Annotated in this window: 15 protein-coding genes; 11 read left to right on the plus strand and 4 right to left on the minus strand. The window is 35.6% G+C overall.

Translation table 11 applies throughout. The features are described from left to right. Positions 1-14: 14 nt before the first annotated feature. The gene (locus L3049_RS15945; protein ID WP_275110813.1) at positions 15-1,301 is read right to left on the minus strand and encodes a cytochrome b N-terminal domain-containing protein; all 1,287 of its coding nucleotides are present in this window, start codon (positions 1,299-1,301) and stop codon (positions 15-17) included. A gap of 350 nt (positions 1,302-1,651) precedes the next feature. Between L3049_RS15945 and L3049_RS15950 the strand changes: the two genes are divergently transcribed. Beyond that, positions 1,652-3,163, plus strand: coding sequence for a sulfatase family protein (locus tag L3049_RS15950; protein ID WP_275110814.1), 1,512 nt, complete (start codon positions 1,652-1,654; stop codon positions 3,161-3,163). A gap of 173 nt (positions 3,164-3,336) precedes the next feature. Continuing rightward, positions 3,337-3,651 (plus strand): thioredoxin family protein, encoded by a 315-nt coding sequence (locus L3049_RS15955; protein ID WP_275110815.1) that lies wholly within the window; start codon positions 3,337-3,339, stop codon positions 3,649-3,651. Between the two features lie 106 nt (positions 3,652-3,757). Here the strand turns inward: L3049_RS15955 and L3049_RS15960 are convergent, their stop codons facing one another. From L3049_RS15960 to bamJ, 3 genes are all read right to left on the minus strand, one after another. Beyond that, positions 3,758-5,332: a M56 family metallopeptidase gene (locus tag L3049_RS15960; protein WP_275110816.1), complete on the minus strand. Its 1,575-nt coding sequence runs from the start codon at positions 5,330-5,332 to the stop codon at positions 3,758-3,760. A gap of 2 nt (positions 5,333-5,334) precedes the next feature. Next, positions 5,335-5,724 (minus strand): BlaI/MecI/CopY family transcriptional regulator, encoded by a 390-nt coding sequence (locus tag L3049_RS15965; RefSeq protein ID WP_275110817.1) that lies wholly within the window; start codon positions 5,722-5,724, stop codon positions 5,335-5,337. A 253-nt stretch (positions 5,725-5,977) separates the two neighbouring features. Beyond that, a complete protein-coding gene (bamJ, locus tag L3049_RS15970; RefSeq protein WP_275110818.1) occupies positions 5,978-6,805 on the minus strand; it encodes a BamJ family beta-barrel-assembly machinery protein in 828 nt (275 codons plus the stop codon). 216 nt (positions 6,806-7,021) lie between these two features. Between bamJ and L3049_RS15975 the strand changes: the two genes are divergently transcribed. From L3049_RS15975 to L3049_RS16015, 9 genes are all read left to right on the plus strand, one after another. Beyond that, complete coding sequence (locus L3049_RS15975; protein ID WP_275110819.1) at positions 7,022-9,064, plus strand: ATP-binding protein; 2,043 nt, start codon at positions 7,022-7,024, stop codon at positions 9,062-9,064. A 38-nt stretch (positions 9,065-9,102) separates the two neighbouring features. Beyond that, positions 9,103-9,594 carry an SRPBCC family protein gene (locus L3049_RS15980; RefSeq protein ID WP_275110820.1) on the plus strand — a complete coding sequence of 164 codons (492 nt, stop codon included), beginning with the start codon at positions 9,103-9,105 and terminating at the stop codon, positions 9,592-9,594. Then, complete coding sequence (locus L3049_RS15985) at positions 9,594-10,400, plus strand: hypothetical protein (RefSeq protein WP_275110821.1); 807 nt, start codon at positions 9,594-9,596, stop codon at positions 10,398-10,400. Before L3049_RS15980 ends, L3049_RS15985 begins: the two co-directional genes overlap by 1 nt. Before the next feature lie 2 nt (positions 10,401-10,402). Beyond that, on the plus strand, positions 10,403-10,855 hold the full coding sequence (locus L3049_RS15990) for a GNAT family N-acetyltransferase (protein WP_275110822.1): 453 nt from the start codon (positions 10,403-10,405) through the stop codon (positions 10,853-10,855). A 318-nt stretch (positions 10,856-11,173) separates the two neighbouring features. Then, entirely contained in the window at positions 11,174-13,819 is a 2,646-nt protein-coding gene (locus L3049_RS15995; protein WP_275110823.1) for a helix-turn-helix domain-containing protein, read from the plus strand. A gap of 273 nt (positions 13,820-14,092) precedes the next feature. Beyond that, positions 14,093-14,761, plus strand: coding sequence for a carboxypeptidase-like regulatory domain-containing protein (locus L3049_RS16000; protein WP_275110824.1), 669 nt, complete (start codon positions 14,093-14,095; stop codon positions 14,759-14,761). Then, positions 14,718-17,198, plus strand: a complete 2,481-nt coding sequence (locus tag L3049_RS16005) for a SusC/RagA family TonB-linked outer membrane protein (RefSeq protein WP_275110825.1) — start codon at positions 14,718-14,720, stop codon at positions 17,196-17,198. Before L3049_RS16000 ends, L3049_RS16005 begins: the two co-directional genes overlap by 44 nt. A 161-nt stretch (positions 17,199-17,359) precedes the next feature. Then, positions 17,360-19,039, plus strand: a complete 1,680-nt coding sequence (locus L3049_RS16010; protein ID WP_275110826.1) for a RagB/SusD family nutrient uptake outer membrane protein — start codon at positions 17,360-17,362, stop codon at positions 19,037-19,039. Positions 19,040-19,174: 135 nt separating this feature from the next. Continuing rightward, the gene (locus L3049_RS16015; RefSeq protein ID WP_275110827.1) at positions 19,175-21,556 is read left to right on the plus strand and encodes a hypothetical protein; all 2,382 of its coding nucleotides are present in this window, start codon (positions 19,175-19,177) and stop codon (positions 21,554-21,556) included. Positions 21,557-21,559 lie beyond the last annotated feature (3 nt).

The following is a 21,559-nucleotide window of genomic DNA, read 5'->3' on the forward strand; positions in this document are numbered from 1 at the left end:
TCGTAATTCAATATTTAAAAAATCAACAACATTCCTTCTCCTCTTAGTAAAAGGGAAATGAGTAGCATGCTTATGTAGGATGCCAATATAATACTTGTACTTGCCATGATTAGTTCAGTGCGATTGGCTTGATGTTTCTTCTTCCAAAATAGCAGGAAGGCAACAACAGGAATCATATACAATAGGAAAGGAATTAAGCCAGTTGATATGATGCTAGGCCAGTTGGAAAGCCATAAATCAAAATGAAGAAAATGGTCAAGAATATAGATCAATACAAAAGTATATAGAAAAGAACCTATGCTTGATTGTATGGTGATTTTTTTACCTAAAGGAGAATTGAACCAAACACCAATATTAAGATTGGTGTACTTGTAATAAGGAAGTCCAAAAAAGAATAATGCAGCCGAGAATGGAATAATTACAGCACTAAAGAACGGATGTAAATGCAATAGTAATTCCTGAGCACCTAAAAAATACCATGGAGCCTTACTTGGGTTAGGACTTTTTAAAGGATTTGCTTCTTCAAGCAGTGGAGCGTCATAAAATACTGACACTAAGAAAAGTCCTGCAATTACAATACTTGCAAGCATAATTTCTTTAGGAACTAAATTAGAAATCACATCAACCTTTTGTTTTTCCTCTTGTTGAGGAAGTGCAATCCCACCAGCTTTTCGTACCAGCCAAAAGTGCATGCTCATTAAAATAATAAACAAAATTGGAATGATTCCTGTGTGTAATGTATAGAAGTTGATAAGCGTATTTCCATCAACAGTATGACTACCACGAATCGCGTAAGCTAGAGAATCACCTATTAATGGGATGTACTCGGCAATTTGAGTAATTACGGTAATTGCCCAATAAGCTAACTGATCCCAGGGCAAAAGATATCCTGTAAAGCTAGATGCCAATACCAAAAACATCATAAACAAACCATAAATCCAATTCTCAGCTCTTTTTAAATGAAAACTTTGTGAGTAGTAAGTTCTTATCAAATGTAAAAAGGAAACCAAGACCATCAATTTTGCTGATAAATGATGCAGGTTGCGAATGAACTGACCAAACATTGTATTGTTCTTTAAACCTAAAATTGAATCGTAGGCATGCTGAACTGTTGGGATGTAAGAAAATCGAAGTAATAAACCTGTTATCGAGAGAATTATGAATAGTAATGCACAAACACCTCCTAAGCCGAAAGTTCGGTTGAATTTGACAGCTCGTGAATCAATTTTTGTTGGATGTAAATGCAGAAAAAACTTTTCTAATGATGATGAGGTCTTATCTTCAGTATTCTTCTTAGTCATTACAGGGATTATGTGATTAATAATGTGATTACAAAGAAAGCGAAAATGGATTGAATCTAAAAGAAAATAAAACGAACGCTACTGGTAGGTAATGGTAGTATTGATCCTATTTAAAGGGGGATATTCATTTTTGGAGTGTAATTACCTTTAGGTGAGTAGGTTGTGTGTTTCTTAGAAGTGTTTGTTTTCAGATAAAAATAGAGGTTGGCTAATCTTTTTTAGTTAATTTTATCATCTAAATAATGTAAGTAGTTGGAAGAGTTGATGTTGTAAAGATAAAATCAATTATCAATAATTTGTGTGGCAGATTATGAAACAGTATGTATTGAAAATGTAATTATAATAGTAAGATGAAATTAAAATTATTGCTTTCCATTTCTTTTGTATCCATTTTAATGGGATGTTCTGGAAAAAAAATTGAAAAGAAACAACCCAACATTATCTTTCTTTTTGCAGATGATCAGTGTTACAACACAGTACATGCTTTAGGGAATGAGGAGATAATTACTCCTAATCTTGATAAAATGGTTGAGGAGGGAGCAACATTTGCTCAAGCATTTAACATGGGAGCCTGGACTGGTGCAGTTTGTGCTAGTAGTAGAGCGATGTTGAATACCGGAAGATTTGTATGGAGAGCGTATGATTACGAAAACAAGCAAAAAGAATTGGTTGATAATGGGCAAATGTGGTCTCAAATTATGCAATCGGCAGGATATGATACTTACATGACAGGAAAGTGGCACGTGAAAACAGCTCCACCTAAAATATTTAACCATACCGTTCATATTCGTCCTGGCATGCCTAAAGATAATTGGGATCATGCAAAGCAAGTAAAACTGTTCGCGGAATTAGATGCTAAAAATGGCAATCCTGAAGATATTATGCCTTTTGGATACAATCGTCCACAGAGTGAGTCAGATATAAGCTGGACTCCTTGGGATAAGAATAATGGTGGTTTTTGGAATGGAGGAAAACATTGGAGTGAAGTTTTGAAGGATGATGCGATCACCTTTATTGATTCTGCTAAAGGAAAAGAGAAGCCGTTCTTCATGTATTTAGCTTTTAACGCTCCACATGATCCTCGTCAATCTCCAAAAGAATTTTTAGATATGTATCCCTTGGAAAATATTTCTGTTCCAGAGTCTTTTCTTCCGATGTATCCATATAAAGATAGCATTGGTTGTGGTCCTGCTTTGCGTGATGCTGCTTTGGCTCCATTTCCTCGTACAGAATATGCAATTAAAAAGCATCGCCAGGAATATTATGCTTTAATTACGCATTTGGATCATCAAATTGGGGAGATCATTAAAGCACTTAAGGAATCAGGTGAAATGGATAATACCTATATCTTTTATACTGCCGATCACGGTTTAGCTGTTGGAGAAAATGGCTTGCTTGGTAAGCAAAATATGTACGATCATTCTATGCGCCCACCTTTGTTTGTTGTTGGCCCTGATATCCCGAAAGGGAAGAAGATTGATGCTGAGGTTTATTTGCAAGATATTATGGCTTCATCTATTGAATTAGCAGGTTTGCCAAAGCCTGAGTATATTGAATTCAAAAGTTTTATGTCTTTGGCGCGAGGTGAGCAGACAGAGTCGAATTACGATGCAATTTATGGATGCTACAAAGCTGATTTACAGCGAATGATTCGAACAGATGGATTTAAATTGATTGTTTATCCTCATGGAAAAATAATGAGGTTGTACGATTTAAGAGAAGATCCAAATGAAATGAATGATTTGGCAAACAAACCTGAGTTTAAAGGGAAAATTAAAGAATTGTTTACAAAATTGGTGGCACTTCAACAAGATATGGATGACCCATTAGATTTGACAAAAATATTCACACCATTGCAATAACAAGATATTAGAAGGGATGCTTATTGGTATCCTTTTTTTTTGCAGAAAACGAAGATTTTTGGAGGGAAAAGGAAAAATTGTCAACTTTTCGGGAATTATCATCCTCGGAGAATCTTTAAATTGTCCTCATCTTTGTATCATTAGATAAAACGAATAAGATTAAAACTAAAAATATGAGAACAATTGAAAGTGCTACAGAATTGGAGAAATTACTTAAAGAAGATAAAGCAATATTGTTAGATTTTTATGCTGATACATGTCCTCCTTGTCAAGCAATAATGCCAATTGTGGAAAAGTTAGCAGCCGAATATGAAGGAAAAGTTGACTTTCAAAAAGTGGATGTGCATAAATTTCCTGAATTGAGAACAAAATACGGAATTGGGAGCATACCAACTTTACTATTTGTGAAAAAAACTGAAGTTGTAGATAAAACAGTTGGAGTAGTTGCTGAATCTGTTTTAGTAGAGAAATTAAACAAATTAATTTAAGCCTTAGGATCGTGCCTATTTTAACATTCGCATATATTACAAGTGCTGTTACATTCCTTTGGGAACGATAACAGCACTTATTTTTATTATCCTAATTTGTATTCTTTTAAAATTCCAATTCCATTGCAAAATCAACCGGAACTTTCTTTCCTCTTTGCGCACCTGGTTTCCAGTTTTCCATCTCGTGTGCTATGGTTTTAGCGGCCTTGGCAACAAGATCATTGTCTTTGTTTAGTATTTGAATGTTAGTTACTTCTCCTTTATTAGTAATAGTAAAACCAACTGTAGCCTTACCGCTTAGTTTTTTACCAAACGTACTTTTAAATTCAGATGTTTTCTTTTTAACATACTGTCCTAAACCATATCTTCCGTTCGGATAATGAGGTATCTCTTCAACAATAAAAAACACAGGCTTGTCTGAATTAGACATTTCAGGTACTGGTGGTGGAGGCGGAGGAGGTACATCTCCATCTAAATACATCGATTTACTACCGATGCTAATAACCCCTTTTTGCAATTTAAAATTGAAATGTACTTTTTTGTCAGAAGGGTTTATTTTCTCAACAATGGTTTTGTAACCTACATAAGAAATTACAAGAGCCATTTTTTCTGATTTTGGAACATTCAATTCAAAAGTACCATCTTTATCAACAACAGTACCGGTTGTAGAACCTTTTAGTATAATTGAAGTTCCTGGCATATTAATACCATCTTCGTTGATCACCTTACCAGTAATTAATATGTTGTCAGCGTTATTTATAGAGCTAACAAGAGCTTCTGATTTAATAATTTTAGTTTCTTGTTTGTAATCTGGTTCAGCAAAAGCAACCAGAAGAATTGCCAGTACAGGGATTCCCCACATCATTCGAAACAATTTTCGTTTCGCTGTTTTCTCTTTTGTCATCATTTTGAATCGGGTTGGGCCGAGGGATGAACTAAAGTGATTGGCTAAACCAATTACTTGTGTCCCCATTAGCCGGTTAATTAATAACGCCTGATACCTGACAGGTGAATGGCCCCGGGTTAATACACCTTCGTCGGCCAGGTATTCATGGTTTTGTTTAATAGCTCGTTCAAATAACCAAATAAATGGATTGAACCAGAAAAACACTGTTAACAGTTCTATGATGAACAGATCGATCCAATGACGCTCGTGAATGTGCACCTTTTCATGAGTTAAAATGTCATCTATTTCGTTCTGTTTAAAATATTCAGGATTGATTAATATGCGATTGAAAAACGAAAAAGGTGAGTTAAAAACCTTGTTCTCGTGAATCAAGCAATCGTTAATTTTTTTAGGCTTTGAATTGCTTATAATTAGTATTGGTTTTCTGCATTGTATAAGGATGCGAAGCAATACCAAAGAAGCTCCTGTCAAGTAAATTAGAAATAAAATACTTGTTAAGGATATGCTTTCTTTAATGCTATTGGAATTCGTTTTTTCAATATTGTGATTAAAAATACCAGTGAATTCTGCGACAGTTTCGTTCGCAGTTGCCTGCACATTTACTTGATATTGAACAGGAATAGCAGCGATAACAAGTGATGTCATCAAACTAAGCAATAAGAAGTAGCGATTGGCCTTAAAGTGAGTGCTTTCACGTAAAAGAAACCAATACAGTGCATACAACACGATTAAGCTTACCGATGCTCGAAATAATAATTCAAATAATGCTTCCATAATTATTCCATTTGTTCTTTATCTTTCTTCATTTCCTTTTCGGCTTCCTTCATTATTTTTTCCAAATCAGAAATATCCATATCGTTTTCTTTTGCAAAGAAACTAGCCATTTTAGGAAAGGAACCGTTAAAGTAGTTTCCTAATAGAGAGGTAAACTGAAATTTAGTATACTCAGCTTTACTGATTGTCGGCGTAAATAATTTTGTATTGCCAATTTTACGATGCGAAACAAAGCCTTTTTTTTCTAGTACGCTTAATACGGTAGCAATAGTTGTATAGGCAGGTTTCGATCCTTCAAATTGTTCAAGTACATCCTTAACAATAGCTTCACGCAATTTCCAGATAATTTGCATGATTTGTTCTTCTGCTTTTGTTAGTGATTTTAAGTCCATAGAGTTTTTGATTTTAATTGTATACTACAAATATAGTAGACTTATTTTAAAATCCTACTATGTTTGTAGTAATAAATACTATAAATATAGTAGTAGTATTGATAAGCCCAGTAAAAGCGTATGTTTTTATTTTAAATTAAGCATTAAAGTAATCTTAATAAGTAATCTATTTATGAATTATTACAATAATAAGCGAATTTTGATCAAAAAAAGGATACCTAAATGGTATCCTTTTTTATTGTTAAATATTTTTTTACTTTTTACTCTTATCAAGGACTTCTACTAAATTGATATCGAATATTAGCGTTTCGTTTGGTCCAATTTTGTCACCACTACCTCTTTCACCATACGCCAATTCTGACGGAATGAATAATCTCCATTCTGAACCTTCTGGCATTATTTGGAGAGCTTCAGTCCAACCTTTTATTACTCGATTTACAGCAAAAGAAGTTGTGTCTCCACGTTCTTTCGAGCTATCGAAAACTGTTTTGTCCAATAAAGTTCCATGATATACACATTTCACCCAATCGGTATTGGCAGCAATTTTACCATTTCCTTCTTTTATAATTTTGTATTGCAGTCCACTTTCAGTTTCCTTAATTCCTTTATGTTTTTTATTTTCTGTAAGGAAGTTTTTACCTTTTAGTAGATTGGATTTTCCAATTTCCTTTTGCAAGGAATCTTTTATCGCCTTTTGCTGCTTAAAAATTTTTCTCAAATAGATATCTGCATTTGTTTCAGAAAAATAAGACTTACCATAGGCTAACTCATTTACAAATCCTTTGTAAAAAGCATCTTCATTAAACCCGTTGAACTGTTTGATTCTAATATCAGAATATTTTTCTGTTAGTTGTGTTTTTGCCATAATTTTGGCAAAATTAACAAAGGTCATTGAATCCATTAGGAATGGTACCTGTTCGAAAGTCTTCTTAAAATTATTGGCTTCAATATAACCCAAGGCATAGCTAACACTATCAATACTCGATTTAAAATCCATCTTACCTGATCTTGGTACTTTTCTACAAGCACTAAAACTGACAATAGCAGCTAAAAAAGCGCAAATAATACTACTTCTTCTCATTTGATAAATAGTCTTTTTGAGGTTATTAATCTATTTTTTATCAAAAGCGAATTTACAATATTGTAGGAAAAAGTAAAAATGCTTAGTTCGGTAATCCTTGTTTATAGTTTGAACCTAATCTATATAATAGTTTTTAAGAGTTATTAGAGTAACCCTTAAGCTTTGTTTTTCGTTATCTATTTAAATAAATAACGATGATTCCTTAAATGCTTTACAATGAAATATTTTATCTTAATTCTTTTCATTCTCCTTTCGAATGTATCATTCTCCCAAATCAATGTTGATAGTTTAGAAAGTATACTTCTTTTAAAACAAGGATTGGAGAAAGCTAGAATATTAAATAATTTATCTCATTCTTATTGGAATTCTAATCCTGAAAAGGGATTAGAATATGCAAATGCGGCTTACGAAATTGCTCTAAAGAAGGGTAGTAAAAGTGATATGGCAAAAGCAATGCAAAATTTAGGAATTAATTATTGGGCGGAAGGGGAATCAGATAAAGCTCTTGAATATTTTGAAAAAACATTGCCTTTGTATGTGGAACTTAATGATTTTCATGGTCAAGCATCCGTATTGGTAAACTTTGGAGTGGTTTATAAAAATTTATCTGATTTCGATAATTCTTTAAAACACTATATTAAATCATTGGAAATATGTGAGAAACACAATTTCACTAAAATGAAGAGGAAAACGCTTGGCAATGCTAGTTTAGTTTACCTTGCGCTTAATAATTACGAGAAGGCTTCTAGTTATATTCAGGAAGCAATATCATTAGGTAAGGAATTAAAAGATGATGAAGTTCTTTCTGCTCATCTAAATACCTTAGGGCAAATTTACGAGGCTAAGAAAGATTATATAAATGCTCAAGTTTATTATCAGAAAGCTTTAAAAAATAACATCAAACAGAATAATCAATATGGAGCTACAATTTGTTTGTATAATATTGGAAATGCAAAATATTACCTGAAAGAGTATGATGAGGCCAAGAAGTATTTTCAAGAGTCTCTTTCTTTGAGTCAGAAAATAAATGATCAAATTGGCGTATTGTTTGCGAATAAGAGTATTGGACTTCTTTATGCTGTTCAGGAAAAATACAATGTAGCCTTATTTTACTATGCAAAAGCATTAGATTTAGCTACAACATTGAATTCAAGGGAGCAAAAATTGGAAATTTATAAGAATTACTCCGATGTATACAAATCGCTTGGTAATTATGAAAAAGCTTTAGAATATTTTGCTCAATCCTCGTCTTTAAATGATAGTATTTACAATGAAAAAAGCTCTCGCCAAATTGCTGAAATGCAAACGAAATATGAAAGTGTAAAAAAGGAAAAGGAAAATCAATTGCTTCGAAAAAATAGTGAGCTTCAAACTTTAGCAATTACCAAACAGACCAATTTAAGAAATTCAGTTATTGTATTATTGATTTTGGTGACATTGGTTGTGCTTATTTTAGTTAATCGAAATAAATTAAAGCAAGAGGCAAATTCGGTGCTTTCTCTCAAGAATAAGTTAATTGAAGAGCAAAAAGCAGAGCTTATTCATAAGAATGAAGAACTTCAGAAGCTAAATGCCATGAAGGATAAGTTTTTTAAAATAATTTCTCACGATTTAAAGGGGCCATTTAATAGTATTATTGGTTTTACAGAATTATTAAAGGAAGATTATGATTCTCTGGATGATATCGCTAGAATTGATATGATCGAAGATATTGATAAGTCATCTCAATATGCCTACGAATTATTGAGTAATCTTCTTACCTGGGCACAAACGCAAACAGGTGATATTGCGATGGACAAAAAAGCTCTTAACTTAAGAGAATTGGTTACTAAAAGCATCGCATTGTATGGTTTAAATGCGACTAGAAAAAACATTGATATTGAAATAAATGTTGCAGATTACATTACACTTTTAGTTGATAAAAATACTTCCATGATTGTTATTGGAAATATTGTAAATAATGCCATTAAATTTACTCCGAATGGAGGTTTGATATCTATAAATGTATCCGATAAGGAAGACTATATTAACTTGCATATTGTTGATACAGGTCTAGGGATGCCACCAGAAGTTTTAAAAAAACTTTTTAGAATAGATGAAACGGTAACAAGTGAAGGAACCAATAATGAAAAAGGAACTGGCTTGGGTTTAATTCTATGTAAAGAATTTGCAGAAAAGAATGGTGGACATATTGATGTGAATAGTAATTTTGGAAAAGGAAGTGAATTTATTGTAACGCTTCCTAAAAAACTGCTTTAGTATTTATCTTTTCCTATTATCTTTAAAACACTCAATAAATGATTCTTTCAAAAAGGAAGGAAAAAGTTATTGGTAACTTTGAAGAAGTATATGTCATGAGTATTTTACACCAACCAATAATTGTAGAACAAAAATTTAACAAGACCAGAGAGCAGGTTTGGAGTGCCATTACAGAGTTGCCTCAAATGCAAAAATGGTTTTTCGAGAATATCCCAGAATTTTTGGCGGAAGAAGGGTTTGAGACCAGGTTTAATGTAGATGCTGGTGAAAGACAATTTATGCACCTATGGAAAATTACAGAAGTTATTCCATTGCAAAAAATTGTATACGACTGGAGATACGATAAATTAAGTGGGAGAGGAATAGTTAGTTTTGAATTGTTTACGGAAGGAGAACAAATTCTACTTCGTTTAACAAATTTTGGACTAGAAACCTTTCCAAAGGATATTCCTGAATTTTCCAGAGATTCTTGCACGGGAGGTTGGCAGTATTTTATTAATCAAAGGTTAAACGATTATTTGAATCAATAATGAGTCAATTTATAAAGTATTCTTGGAATATTCTACTTGTTATCATTTTAACTGCATTAACTCAGGTTGGCGGAATTGTATATTTGATCAGTATCGTTTTATCTAATTGGATACGATACCAAATGCGTGGTAAATTAGCTTTGGTATTTACAATTTTATATCTGATATGCACTTTTCTGATTGTACCTCTGACCTCACCTTGGTTTGGAAGACAAAAAATTGATAACAATTCTTATTTGAAGCCAGCAAATTATCTAACGGTTTTATTAAATCGGAACTATGTAACAAATGAGACAAATGTATTTTTACAGGAGACCTCAAATCAGTTAATGAGTGAGAAACCTGAAATTCAAATTCGATATTTAGATGCCTGCTTTCCCTTTATTAAAGGGTTTCCGCTATTGCCACATTTAAGCCACAATGATGGTCGTAATATAGACTTTAGTTTAGTGTACGAGGATGAAACAGGCATAATTTCGAATAAGGGAAAGTCTTTGAGTGGTTATGGTGTTTTTGAAGATGCTCGTGAAGATGAATTCAATCAATGTAAAGATTGTTTAGAGAAGGGATATTTTCAATACGATTACCCCAAGTATCTAACTTTGGGAAGTATTAATTCTGATTTGCGATTTTCGGAAACAGGAACAAAAGAATTGATTAAGGTCTTCTTAAGTCATAAAAACCTTACCAAATTATTTATTGAACCACATTTAAAGCATAGGCTAAACCTTACTGATAAGAGGGTTCGATTCCATGGTTGCGGTGCAGTTCGACACGATGACCACATTCACATTCAAATTAAATAAATATGATTCAGTTGAAGCGAACTAACTCTGATAATAAGTATTTTATAGAATTAGTGGAAATTCTTGATGCAGATTTGAAAATAAGAGATGGAGAGGATCATTCTTTTTATTCTCAATTCAATAAAATTGATCACATTAAATATGTTGTTATCGCATATGAGTGTGGTAAACCTGTTGGTTGTGGCGCAATAAAAGAGTATGCTCATAATGTGATGGAAATTAAACGCATGTTTGTGTTGCCTGAGACTAGAGGAAAGGGAGTTGCCTCAAAAGTTTTGATGGAATTGGAAAAATGGACATGTGAACTATCTTTTAGCAAGTGCATTTTGGAAACCGGAGTAAAACAACCAGAAGCTATTGGATTATATTATAAAAGTGGCTACCAATTAATACCTAATTATGGACAATATGCTGGAGTTGATACAAGTGTTTGTTTTGAGAAGCATATGATTTAATTACCTCTTTGTCAGTAAAACCCAAATTATACTGAAACCATCATTGATACTGCTTTTTTTGGTCATATTATGCTCCATTTTGGTCATTTTGTGCTAGTCGTGAATTCTTATTTTTCTTTGCTTTACTAACAAGATAGATTAGATCGAATATTATATTACTTGCATTTTTTTTGCAATATTTAGTAAATGTAAATAATGCATTAAAATATTTGTAAATGGTTTTTCAAGTTAGATATGAAACAGGAGTGGCTCATACATTGTGGGAGATTGGGAGCCTCTCTTGTTTTTCTTATCTTTATAATTCAAGAAAAGAATAGGATGCGAAGAAGAATTTTAGTTTGCTGTTTTGTTTTTCTTTTAATATGTAGCTCAAAGCTGCAGGGAACTCAGTATTTTCAAAAACTAGCAAAGTATACAACTGAGCATGGTATTGCCAACAATACTATTTCTTCAGTATTTCAGGATTCTACGGGTTTATTATGGATTGGGACCTTAGAGGGATTAAGTAGCTACAATGGGTTGGAATTTATAAGTTATCCAATGTCCGATTCAATTTTTTTGCATGCCATTTCTTTTATCGATCAAATCAATAAGAATCAACTTTTATTGGGAACCAACGAAGGGAATTATCTGTTCTCAATTTCAGAAAAAGAATTTATAAAACTTCGTCTACCTCAAGATGAACATGACCCAATTACTGTATTCTTTCGCACTAAAAACAAAATTTATATTGGAAGTCGATCAGGATTATTCGAGTATGATGAAGAAAAGCAAATTGGTATTCGAGTCTTTGATCAGGATATTACTTGCAAATGTATTTCGCCGAATGAAAAACTTTTGTTGGGAACAAATGAAAATGGCGTATGGGAAGTAAATCTCGAAGCTGAAACGTTTGCTCTCGAGAGGTCTTATCCAGAGCTTAAAAATGAAAAGTTGGTGTCGATTGAATTTATGGAGAATGGGACTCCAGTATTTTTAACAGATAAAGGATTGTGGATTTCAGGAATAGAAGAAATTAGGACGGAAACTCCTGACTTTTTTACATCATTGAATATTTCGAGTTCTGATGGAATTATTTTGGGAACCTATGGAGAGTCTGTTCAGCAACTACAGCAGATTGATGGTAAATATAGTTTGAAGGATTTTATTGATCGAGATAATGAAATATTTAATGACTATTACGATGCACAAGTAAACATTCTTTTTCGAGATTACTCAGGATCTGTATGGGTTGGAACAAATCGTGCAGGTTTGAATAAAATTGATCGTAAAAAAATCACTTACAAAAAATACAAAAGCAGTTTGCATGCTCAGGAGCCTGAAGCTGGCTATATAAATGCTATAACTCAGACTGAGGATGGCAGAATATGGATTGGAACTTCGGGTAAGGGCTTGTATTTACTTGATCAGGAAAAGGAAGAGTTGATTCCTATTCCTATTCTACAAGGGAATATGAATGATTTGTTCATAGAAGCCATTTTGCGATTTAAAGACAAACTGTATATCGGGACAAGGCATATGGGAATTATAACGGCTGATTATCCTTCGTTAAATTCAAAAAAAGTTATTGCTTCGGGGCAATTGTTTTCGAATAAGGCAGGCTTGGTTAAAAACGACTACATCTATGGTTTGAAAAAGTTTAATGATAAATTGTACATCTGTTCGAATAAGGGAAGTTTTGTTTGTGAGGGAGTAGCAGATAATTTACGAAGAGTGGATAGTTTGCCATCTATTGACATCCTAGTTGATTCTTTAGATAATATGTGGATACTTTCTTTAGATATGGAATTGTACTATAATCAAGAAAAAATTGAATTGGCTTCAGAAGTATCAAATTTTCATATTGAATCTAATGAAATTTGGGTAGCAACTTCAAAAGGTCTTGCTTTAATTAGTAATGGAAATTCAAAACCTACATTTTTTAATCCTCCTAATAAAGTAATTGAATTTACTTCAATTTCGAAAGATGAAGAAGGGCAATTTTGGCTTGGATCTCGAATGGGAATATATCGATTCGATTCTAAAAGTAAATTATTTTCAGGTTATCAAATTCCAGGTGGTTCAAAGGCTAATAGTTTCAATCACGGAAAATTGGTGCATAGTCAATCAGGGCAATTCTATTGGGGAAGCAACGATGGTGTCGTTTCTATTTATCCTAAGGAAAATAGTTATTTAGCTACGCCTTTATATAAAGTTGAGCAAGGAACTAATGGATCAGAGTCTGTTTTTAAAATCTATAATTATTCATTTAATCATCATGAAGAGAATGGAATAGCTTATCGATTTTCTGATCCTGACTCTACATGGAGATACATTTCCGCAAATCAATCTATTCTTGATTTTTCTCATTTTGGAAAAGGATCTTATCAGGTGGATATTACAGCAATAAATTCCGATGGTATAATAAGTAACGATTATGCTTCTTTCGAATTTCAAATGAAAAGAGCTTACAATAATGCTACGATTTTGTGGTTCATCTTTGTAACCATTATAGGAGCAACTGCATTTCTCTATTGGAGATCAAAGAATGCAATTAGATCTTTAACTGTGGAAGAGGAAGAGCCGACTGAAATTGAAACGCCGGAAGAGAAAATTTTCAAAGAATGGATGAAGAATGAATTTATGCAAAAGGCAATTCTTTTGATTGAAAATAATCTGTCTAATAATACTTATGGTGTAAATGAACTCTATGCTGACATGCAAATGAGTAAATCAAACTTCTATCGAAAGCTCAAAATCATTACCGATCTGTCACCCAATGAACTGATTCGATTCATTAGACTTCGAAAATCAGCTCAGCTGCTTATTCTACCCGATTTAAGTGTGAATGAAATTGCCTACGAAGTGGGATTCAACACACCTTCTTATTTCACACGTTGTTTTAAACAGCAGTTTGGCATAGCTCCTTCAGAATACAAAGAGTATTATGAAAATCTTTGTTCCATTACTGAATCAGTAGAGTAATTCGACACAACATTTAGAGTTTTTTAGAATATGTATGAGTTTTGAATTGATTTTTGTGTCAACTCACTCATTTTAGTGCAAATTGGTCATATCGTGCTCAATTTTGGTCAATCAGTACCATCATTTCCCTCCTATAATCGCGTGTTTTGAAAGGTCTTTAAGAGACTTGTAGTATTATCTCGAAAGAGTTAATGCTAGATCAAAATTCTTAGGAATGCTCCCACCATTCCTGATTAATAACAAATATTAATTAATAAACTAACCTAAAATTTTATGAATCAAAACTCAAGAGATTTAGCAAGGCAAAGCAGCCTTCTAAAGAAAAGTTTTTCATGGATTGCAAGCTTGTGTTGCGCCGTTTTTTTTATTTCGGTTACACCAGCATATGCATCGTCCGTTAATGAAAAAAAGGAATCGACTGTGCTTCAATCTCAGGAAAAAAGAATACTGGGAAATGTGGTAGACAAAAATGGAGAATCTTTAATTGGTGTGAATATCATCGTTAAAGGAACTACTACGGGTACCATAACTGATTTTGATGGGAATTACGAAATAAGTGTTCCTGAGAATGCAACTCTGATTTTCAGCTTTATTGGTTTCTTAAATCAAGAGGTAGCAGTAGCTGGCAAGTCAATAATTAATGTTACGCTACTAGAAGATGCTCTGGGACTTGACGAAGTTGTTGTCGTTGGGTATGGAACCCAGAAAAAAGCTAACCTTACGGGATCTGTTTCAGCTGTAAAAGGTGATGAAATGGTGAAAAAACCCATGACCGATGCACGTCAGGCCCTGCAGGGTGTATCTACTGGTGTCACAATCGTTGATCGTGGAGGAGCTCCCGGAGATGAAAATCTTAACATCAATATTCGTGGAATTGCAAGTATACCAGATGCTAATAATGCTTCAAAAACAGCACCCTTTAGTTTTAGTCGATGGTATTGAAATGTCAATGAGTGATATAAACCCTTCTGATATTGAAAGTATTTCAATTTTGAAAGATGCAGCATCCTCATCAATTTATGGTGCAATGGCAGCCAATGGTGTTATCCTGATTACCACAAAAAGAGGACAAGAAGGTGGCTACAAAGTCAACTACGATGGCTATTATGGCTGGCAAACTCCTGCTACCCTACCCGAACAAGTTGGAGCTGAAGATTACCTGAACCTGGTAAACGAGGCCCTTGTTAATGCCGGACTGGATGCAAAATACTCTGATGATTACATACAGAAAACGGTTGCTGGTGACGATCCAATCAATTATCCTTATGCAAATCTGTTTGAAGAGCTGTTCGAGACCGCTCCGGTTTTCAATCAATCACTACGAATCAGTGGTGGAAATGAGAAATCAAAAATAGCCTTATCTCTGAATCATATGGATCAGGAAGGTATGCTTAAGAATGTCAGTTCGAAGCGCTATGGTTTCCGTTTGAATACAGACTTTCAGGTGAAAGACAATTTTAAAGTCAGAGCAGATGTTTCGTTCAACCGAAGAGATAACGAAAAGCCAAACAGGTTAAATTCAGCTATAGGAGCCATGGTGGGCACCTCACCCGTTACTGTTTTAAAGTATCCCAATGGTGTGTATGGTTTGAATAAAGACAATACCAATGCCCTGGCTTGTCTTGAAGTTGGCGGAATGAATGAGTCCGTTGATGAAACGCTTAACATGAAAATCGGAACCGATATAGAGATGGTAAAAGGCTTAACGCTTAAGGCTGATCTTTCATACAAAAGCATCAATAACCGTTACAAAAACTACACCGCTGCATATGACTTTGTGGATCCTGAAAATACAGACAATGTCATTCAAAAATGGTCACCAAGTAAATTGGTCGATGGTCGATGGCAACAGGAGGAAATCAACTTTAAGGCCTTGCTGAATTATAACACAAGCTTTGGCGATCATGAACTCGATCTGTTAGCAGGTACTGATATTACAGAGAATACAGCCTATATCCTTAATGGAGCGCGTAACAATATTTACGGCGATAATTATACGGAGTTGAACACAGGTGATGCCGAAGGTCAAACCAATGAAGGTTACCAGGAAGACTGGGCTTTACTTTCATATTTGGGAAGGGTAAACTATGCCTACAAAGGCAAATACCTGCTTGAAGGAAATATCCGTTACGATGGATCATCCCGATTTGCAGAAGGAAACAAATGGGGCGTCTTCCCATCCTTTTCAGCAGGTTGGAGAGTGACGGAAGAAGATTTTATGAATGAGATTAGTATGGTAAATAACCTGAAACTAAGAGGTAGTTGGGGACAATTAGGGAATCAGAACATCGGTTACTATAAATTTTCGTCTACCGTTTATGCTGATTTCCCTTATAACTTTAACGACAACGAGGTGAATGGCTATTCGCAATGGTATTTTGCTAATACCGATATCACCTGGGAAACAACCGAAATGATAGATTTTGGTTTGGACCTTGCCTTATTCAACAACAAACTGGAAATTGTTGCTGACTGGTACCAAAAAGATACCAAAGATGTTCTGTTGAAATTGCCAATTTCATATTTAACCGGACTAAGTGCCTCAGAAACCAATGCCGGTCAGGTTCGAAACACAGGTTGGGAACTGGCGATTACCCATCGAAATACGATTAATGATTTGACTTACTCTATCGGTTTCAATATCTCCGATGTGAAAAATGAACTGATTGACTTTGCAGGAAACGAGCCTTCAATTAGCGGATGGACTATCCTAAAAGAAGGTGAAGCGATCAATTCATTCTACGGATATGAATCTGATGGCTTATTCCAAACTCAAGCCGAAATTGATGCGCATGCCGTTCAACCTAACCAATCGGAGCTGAAGCCCGGTGATATTAAACTGGTTGATCAGAATGACGATGGTGAGATAAACGACGATGATCGTAAGGTCATCGGCTCTCCAATTCCACATTATACAGTTGGTCTTAACCTTTATGCCGAATACAAAGGTTTCGATTTTTCAGCCTTCTTTCAGGGTGTTCTCAAGGCTGAAAACTATTTCTATGGTGCACCTAACGAAGGTCCGGCATATGAAATCTTCACAACAACCCGTGTATTGGATCGATGGACACCTGAAAACACCGATGCTTCCTTTCCAAGATTACAGGCTGCCTCAAACAAAAACAACTATCTGTACAACGATTTTTGGATAAGAGATGCCTCATACGTCAGATTGAAAAACCTGCAAATTGGTTATTCTTTCCCTAAATCTGTATTGGAAAGATTAAAGCTTGATAAATTGAGATTATATGTCGGTGGGACCAATCTGTTTACCATTACGGATGTAGAATCGGGACTCGATCCGGAAACTTATGATGGAAGACCAAATTACTACCCACCTGTTTCAACCTATACAATGGGAATTCAAGTTCGATTCTAATAGAATATAAGAGAGAAATAAGTGAAATTCCCGATTGTTATCGGATTATTTAAAAAATGATTATATGAAACGTCCATGACAAAGGTGTTTTGACACACAGGGAGATGATTATCCCTGAATGGTAAGTTCCATATGACAACTAAAAAATAAATTATAATCATATGAAAACAAATATAATATGCTTAGCCACAGTTTTTTTGATGGTACTGGCAGGCTGTAGCGACGATTTTCTGGAGCGTACACCTAGCGATCAGGTATCTTCAGCAGATTTCTTCACTCAGGAGAAAGATTTGGTCTATGCATTAAATGCAGCCTATGCTTCTATTGGTTTCAATAGCTGGGGAAGTAAATATGGCTATTCAACCGATTTGCTTCGTGTCGAAGCTTTAACCGATAATGCACTTGATCACCACTCATGGAATGCGGGTTATCGTCTGGCTGACGGAACAGCCTCTTCTTATGACGGCTATGTTGAAACCCGCTGGAAAGAACGATACAGAGGTATTCAAAGAGTAAATAGAATATTGGAAGGTGCCGATGGGGTTACCGATATTAATGCCGACTATAAGGCCCGCTTACTTGCTGAAGCAAAATTCCTGAGAGCCTTCTTTTATTTTGATTTGGTTTACCTGTTTGGCGATGTACCTTTCCTTACAGCCAGTTTAGAACCTCAAGATACAACACCTGTCGAAGATGCTGATGGCGAAAAAGAAGCTTCTGAAAACACTAAGCGAACGGATAAGAATGTTATTTTGGAAGCTATTGTGAAGGACTTGTCAGAATCTGCTATTATCCTACCAAGTTCATATGGAAGCGACGATCAGGGAAGAGTAACGAAAGGTGCTGCAATTTCATTAAAGGCCAGAATTCTTCTTTATCAGGAAAAATGGACAGAGGCAGCTAATGCGGCAAAGGAAGTAATGGATTTAGAAGTTTATACTATTTATCCGAGTTACGAAAAGATGTTCACCTACGAGGGGATCGGCAACTCCGAGGTCATTTTTGATTTACAGGAAGTAAAAGACTCTGATAACCAATGGAATTTCACAGTTCAGAATTATGGCCCTAACTCAGCAGGTGGCTGGAGCAGTGGTTGTCCTATGCAGTCTTTGGTTGACACTTATGAGTGTACCGATGGTAAAACAATAGCCGAATCAGCTTTGTTCGATCCAAACGATCCATATGCAAACCGTGACCCTCGAATGAAATATTCCATTCTTTATCCGGGCAACGACTGGCGCGATGGTGTCTTTAACTCGATTCCCGGAGCAACTTACCCTGGAAAAGAAATCATTCCAGGCGATGACTTAACCGACGGTACAGGCGGTCAGTGGAACAAAACAGCCACAGGTTACAATTGGTTGAAATATATATCAGAAGACGATATCGACAATGGCGACTACTGGAATGGTTCCATCCATTACATCCTGATTCGTTATGCTGAGGTTCTACTGACTTATGCCGAAGCAAAAATTGAGAGCAATGATATCGATCAGTCTGTTTACGATGCCATAAACGAAGTGCGCCAACGTGCCGATGTGAACATGCCTGTGGTTACTAGTGGTAAAAGTCAGGATGAGTTGCGTACGATACTAAGACGCGAACGACGCGTGGAATTGGCTTTTGAAGGCTTGCGCCTGATGGACATCAGAAGATGGAAAATTGCAGAGAATGTGATGCCTGGTGTACCTGAAGGCTTGACTTACACTGATCCTGACTCAGGGCAACCCGTAACACTTTCGTGGGGAACACGTGTATTCGACCCTAACAAACATTACCTGTGGCCTATTCCACAAGCAGAGATTGACATTACCCACATTCAGCAAAATCCTGGATGGTAATACATAGAACATATTCCTGGAGTAAATTACTCCAGGAATATCTTATAAAATCACAAATTTACAACAGAATATTTCAAATTATATCTAACTTTTAGTTGTTAGCGAAATGAGTTGAATTAGGAAAGAAAAACCAAAATGAATAGAATACTATTATCAGTCATTTTTATCTACCTCTTTCATAATGCCATTGCGCAAGAAAAGGTATTTCCGGGAGCCGATGAGCAAAGCCCGTCCCGAGCCCAATATTTTTCATGGATCAACAACACCAACGAAGGAACTACTGAGGAACAAACCCTTATCAATCTTGATTTTTTCCAGTGGCTTAATCAGGAGTACGGAATGGTTCTTGACATTTACGCTTTCGACGCGGGTGCTATCGATGGCAAACGATTTTACGGCGATATGCGTTCCGAACGTTTTAAAAAACAATTTCCCAATGGCTTCGATCCCCTTTACGAAAAAGCAAAAGCCATTAACACACGATTAGGTGTTTGGGGTGGTCCCGATGGTTTTGGAGATACCGAAGCTGAAAAGCAAGCCCGAATTGATCAGATGGTCAGCCTTTGTAAAGACTATGAGTTTGCCCTGTTTAAATTCGATGCCGTTTGTGGTCCTTTACGTCCTGAAAAGGAAGATGCCTTTATCGAAATGATGAAAGCCTGTCGCCAATACAGCCCCGACCTGATTTTGCTAAATCATCGCCTTGGCTTAAAGAAAAGCAAGCCCTATGCCACTACCTTTCTGTGGGGTGGTCAGGAAACTTATATCGATGTGTTTACCACCAACAATACAACAGCACCCCATCACCGCGCCGGAGCTCTCGACAGAGGCTTAGTTCCCGGGTTAAAAAGATTAACTGAAGATCATGGCGTTTGCATCTCATCCTGTATCGACTATTGGGATGATGATTTGATTATGCAAGCTTTCAACCGCAGCATGATATTGGCTCCTGAAATTTATGGTAACCCCTGGTTACTAAATGATGATGAATATCATAAATTAGCTGGAATATATAATTTGCATCGTAAATATGGAAAAATACTAGTTTATGGTATCGTACTACCAGAAGAGAAATATGGGAATTCTGCGGTATCTAGAGGTGATGAAAATACACGCTTTGTAACCCTCACGAACCTGACTTGGGAACCAATGACCTATACCATTAAACTGGACGAAGAAATCGGTTTAAGTACTGATAAAAATATTGAACTCAGACAATTCCATCCCACCGAAAAAATTATTGGTGATTTTAGTAAGGGAGAAGAAGTTGAAATTTTAGTTGAACCATTTCGTTCATGTTTACTTATGGCTAGTTCGAAAGTAACTGACGAACCTAGCTTGTTAGGAACAGATTATCAGGTGGTACGTAATGTCCCAAATCAACCTGTTCTAATTAAAATCCTTGGAAGACAAGGCACGACTACGAAAATTCAGCTGAAAAATGCAGGAGAATATAAAAGTGCTAGTCTTAATGGTAAGAATGTCAGTAAGTTATTGAATGGTAGATTGCTGAGGGTTAATTTTGAGGGAGATATATTGCAGAGTGAATCTCAGCGTAAATTATCAAAGTTTGAATTGATCGAAACACCTTTTGATGATGAGGCTTTATACGAAGCCACCTGTTTTGCTGCCGATAATAACGCGCTCGAAGTCCGATCGCTTAAACGATCAGGCGCCACAAATATTCCTCAGGTGCAAAAAGCCAGAGATGCCTTCTTCAATCAAGACGTTTTTATAAAACGAGGCATATGGGACAAGAACCTCTTTGATGGCGATATGGAAACAGGCTACTGGCCAAGCAGAAAATACAATATCGATCAGAAAATTAAGGGCGGATGCTTCCGTCTTGACCTGGGTCGTATCACCGATTTGGATCAAATCGTTATTAAAGTGCCTGACGAATTTTCGCTTCAACCTCTTCTGCTTGACGAAGGTAATTATGCTGAGGTTTCGTCAGATCTGAAAAAGTGGAAAACTATTACCTATTACGCTGGTGAAGAAATGGTCATCGATATAAATGAACCCATCCGTTACCTGAGACTGGGGGCACAACCGGGAAGAATCGTTGAAATTGAAGCGAAGAAAAATGGAAAGATGCTGGACCGTAGCAATTGGACAGCCTCAAACCTCTTTGCACACGCTAAAAAAATGGAGACACAACAAACATGGCAAGCCAACTTCAAATTGGATGAAATTCCTGAGGGCTCATACCTGTCGATTGCCATCAACGGCAAACACGGTACCGAGGGTGCTTATGCTGCTGCAAAGATAGACGGTGAATACCTGGGTTGTCCCGACCGTGCTGTTTCATTCCCATCCAACACCTGGGAGTTTGTGAATTCGAGACGAGACAGCAATTACACCTATTACCTTCCTCTGGATAAAAGTATGATTGGTAAGAATATCGAGGTGTTTGTGATGGGATACGATAAGGAACATACAGACATCAAGCCGGAGGTTTGGATATCGGCTGGGGCACTACCGTTTAAAGAGCAAATTTTAGAATTAAAGAAATAATCA

This window comes from Labilibaculum sp. DW002, from assembly GCF_029029525.1.
In the GTDB taxonomy this organism is placed as follows: domain Bacteria; phylum Bacteroidota; class Bacteroidia; order Bacteroidales; family Marinifilaceae; genus Paralabilibaculum; species Paralabilibaculum antarcticum.

Excerpts from the sequence above, each read along its gene's own strand:
- L3049_RS15945 (WP_275110813.1), bottom strand. The coding sequence starts at position 1,301 with ATGACTAAGAAGAATACTGAAGATAAGACCTCATCATCATTAGAAAAG.
- L3049_RS15950 (WP_275110814.1), top strand. The coding sequence starts at position 1,652 with ATGAAATTAAAATTATTGCTTTCCATTTCTTTTGTATCCATTTTAATG.
- L3049_RS15955 (WP_275110815.1), top strand. The coding sequence starts at position 3,337 with ATGAGAACAATTGAAAGTGCTACAGAATTGGAGAAATTACTTAAAGAA.
- L3049_RS15960 (WP_275110816.1), bottom strand. The coding sequence starts at position 5,332 with ATGGAAGCATTATTTGAATTATTATTTCGAGCATCGGTAAGCTTAATC.
- L3049_RS15965 (WP_275110817.1), bottom strand. The coding sequence starts at position 5,724 with ATGGACTTAAAATCACTAACAAAAGCAGAAGAACAAATCATGCAAATT.
- bamJ (WP_275110818.1), bottom strand. The coding sequence starts at position 6,805 with ATGAGAAGAAGTAGTATTATTTGCGCTTTTTTAGCTGCTATTGTCAGT.
- L3049_RS15975 (WP_275110819.1), top strand. The coding sequence starts at position 7,022 with ATGAAATATTTTATCTTAATTCTTTTCATTCTCCTTTCGAATGTATCA.
- L3049_RS15980 (WP_275110820.1), top strand. The coding sequence starts at position 9,103 with ATGATTCTTTCAAAAAGGAAGGAAAAAGTTATTGGTAACTTTGAAGAA.
- L3049_RS15985 (WP_275110821.1), top strand. The coding sequence starts at position 9,594 with ATGAGTCAATTTATAAAGTATTCTTGGAATATTCTACTTGTTATCATT.
- L3049_RS15990 (WP_275110822.1), top strand. The coding sequence starts at position 10,403 with ATGATTCAGTTGAAGCGAACTAACTCTGATAATAAGTATTTTATAGAA.
- L3049_RS15995 (WP_275110823.1), top strand. The coding sequence starts at position 11,174 with ATGCGAAGAAGAATTTTAGTTTGCTGTTTTGTTTTTCTTTTAATATGT.
- L3049_RS16000 (WP_275110824.1), top strand. The coding sequence starts at position 14,093 with ATGAATCAAAACTCAAGAGATTTAGCAAGGCAAAGCAGCCTTCTAAAG.
- L3049_RS16005 (WP_275110825.1), top strand. The coding sequence starts at position 14,718 with ATGCTTCAAAAACAGCACCCTTTAGTTTTAGTCGATGGTATTGAAATG.
- L3049_RS16010 (WP_275110826.1), top strand. The coding sequence starts at position 17,360 with ATGAAAACAAATATAATATGCTTAGCCACAGTTTTTTTGATGGTACTG.
- L3049_RS16015 (WP_275110827.1), top strand. The coding sequence starts at position 19,175 with ATGAATAGAATACTATTATCAGTCATTTTTATCTACCTCTTTCATAAT.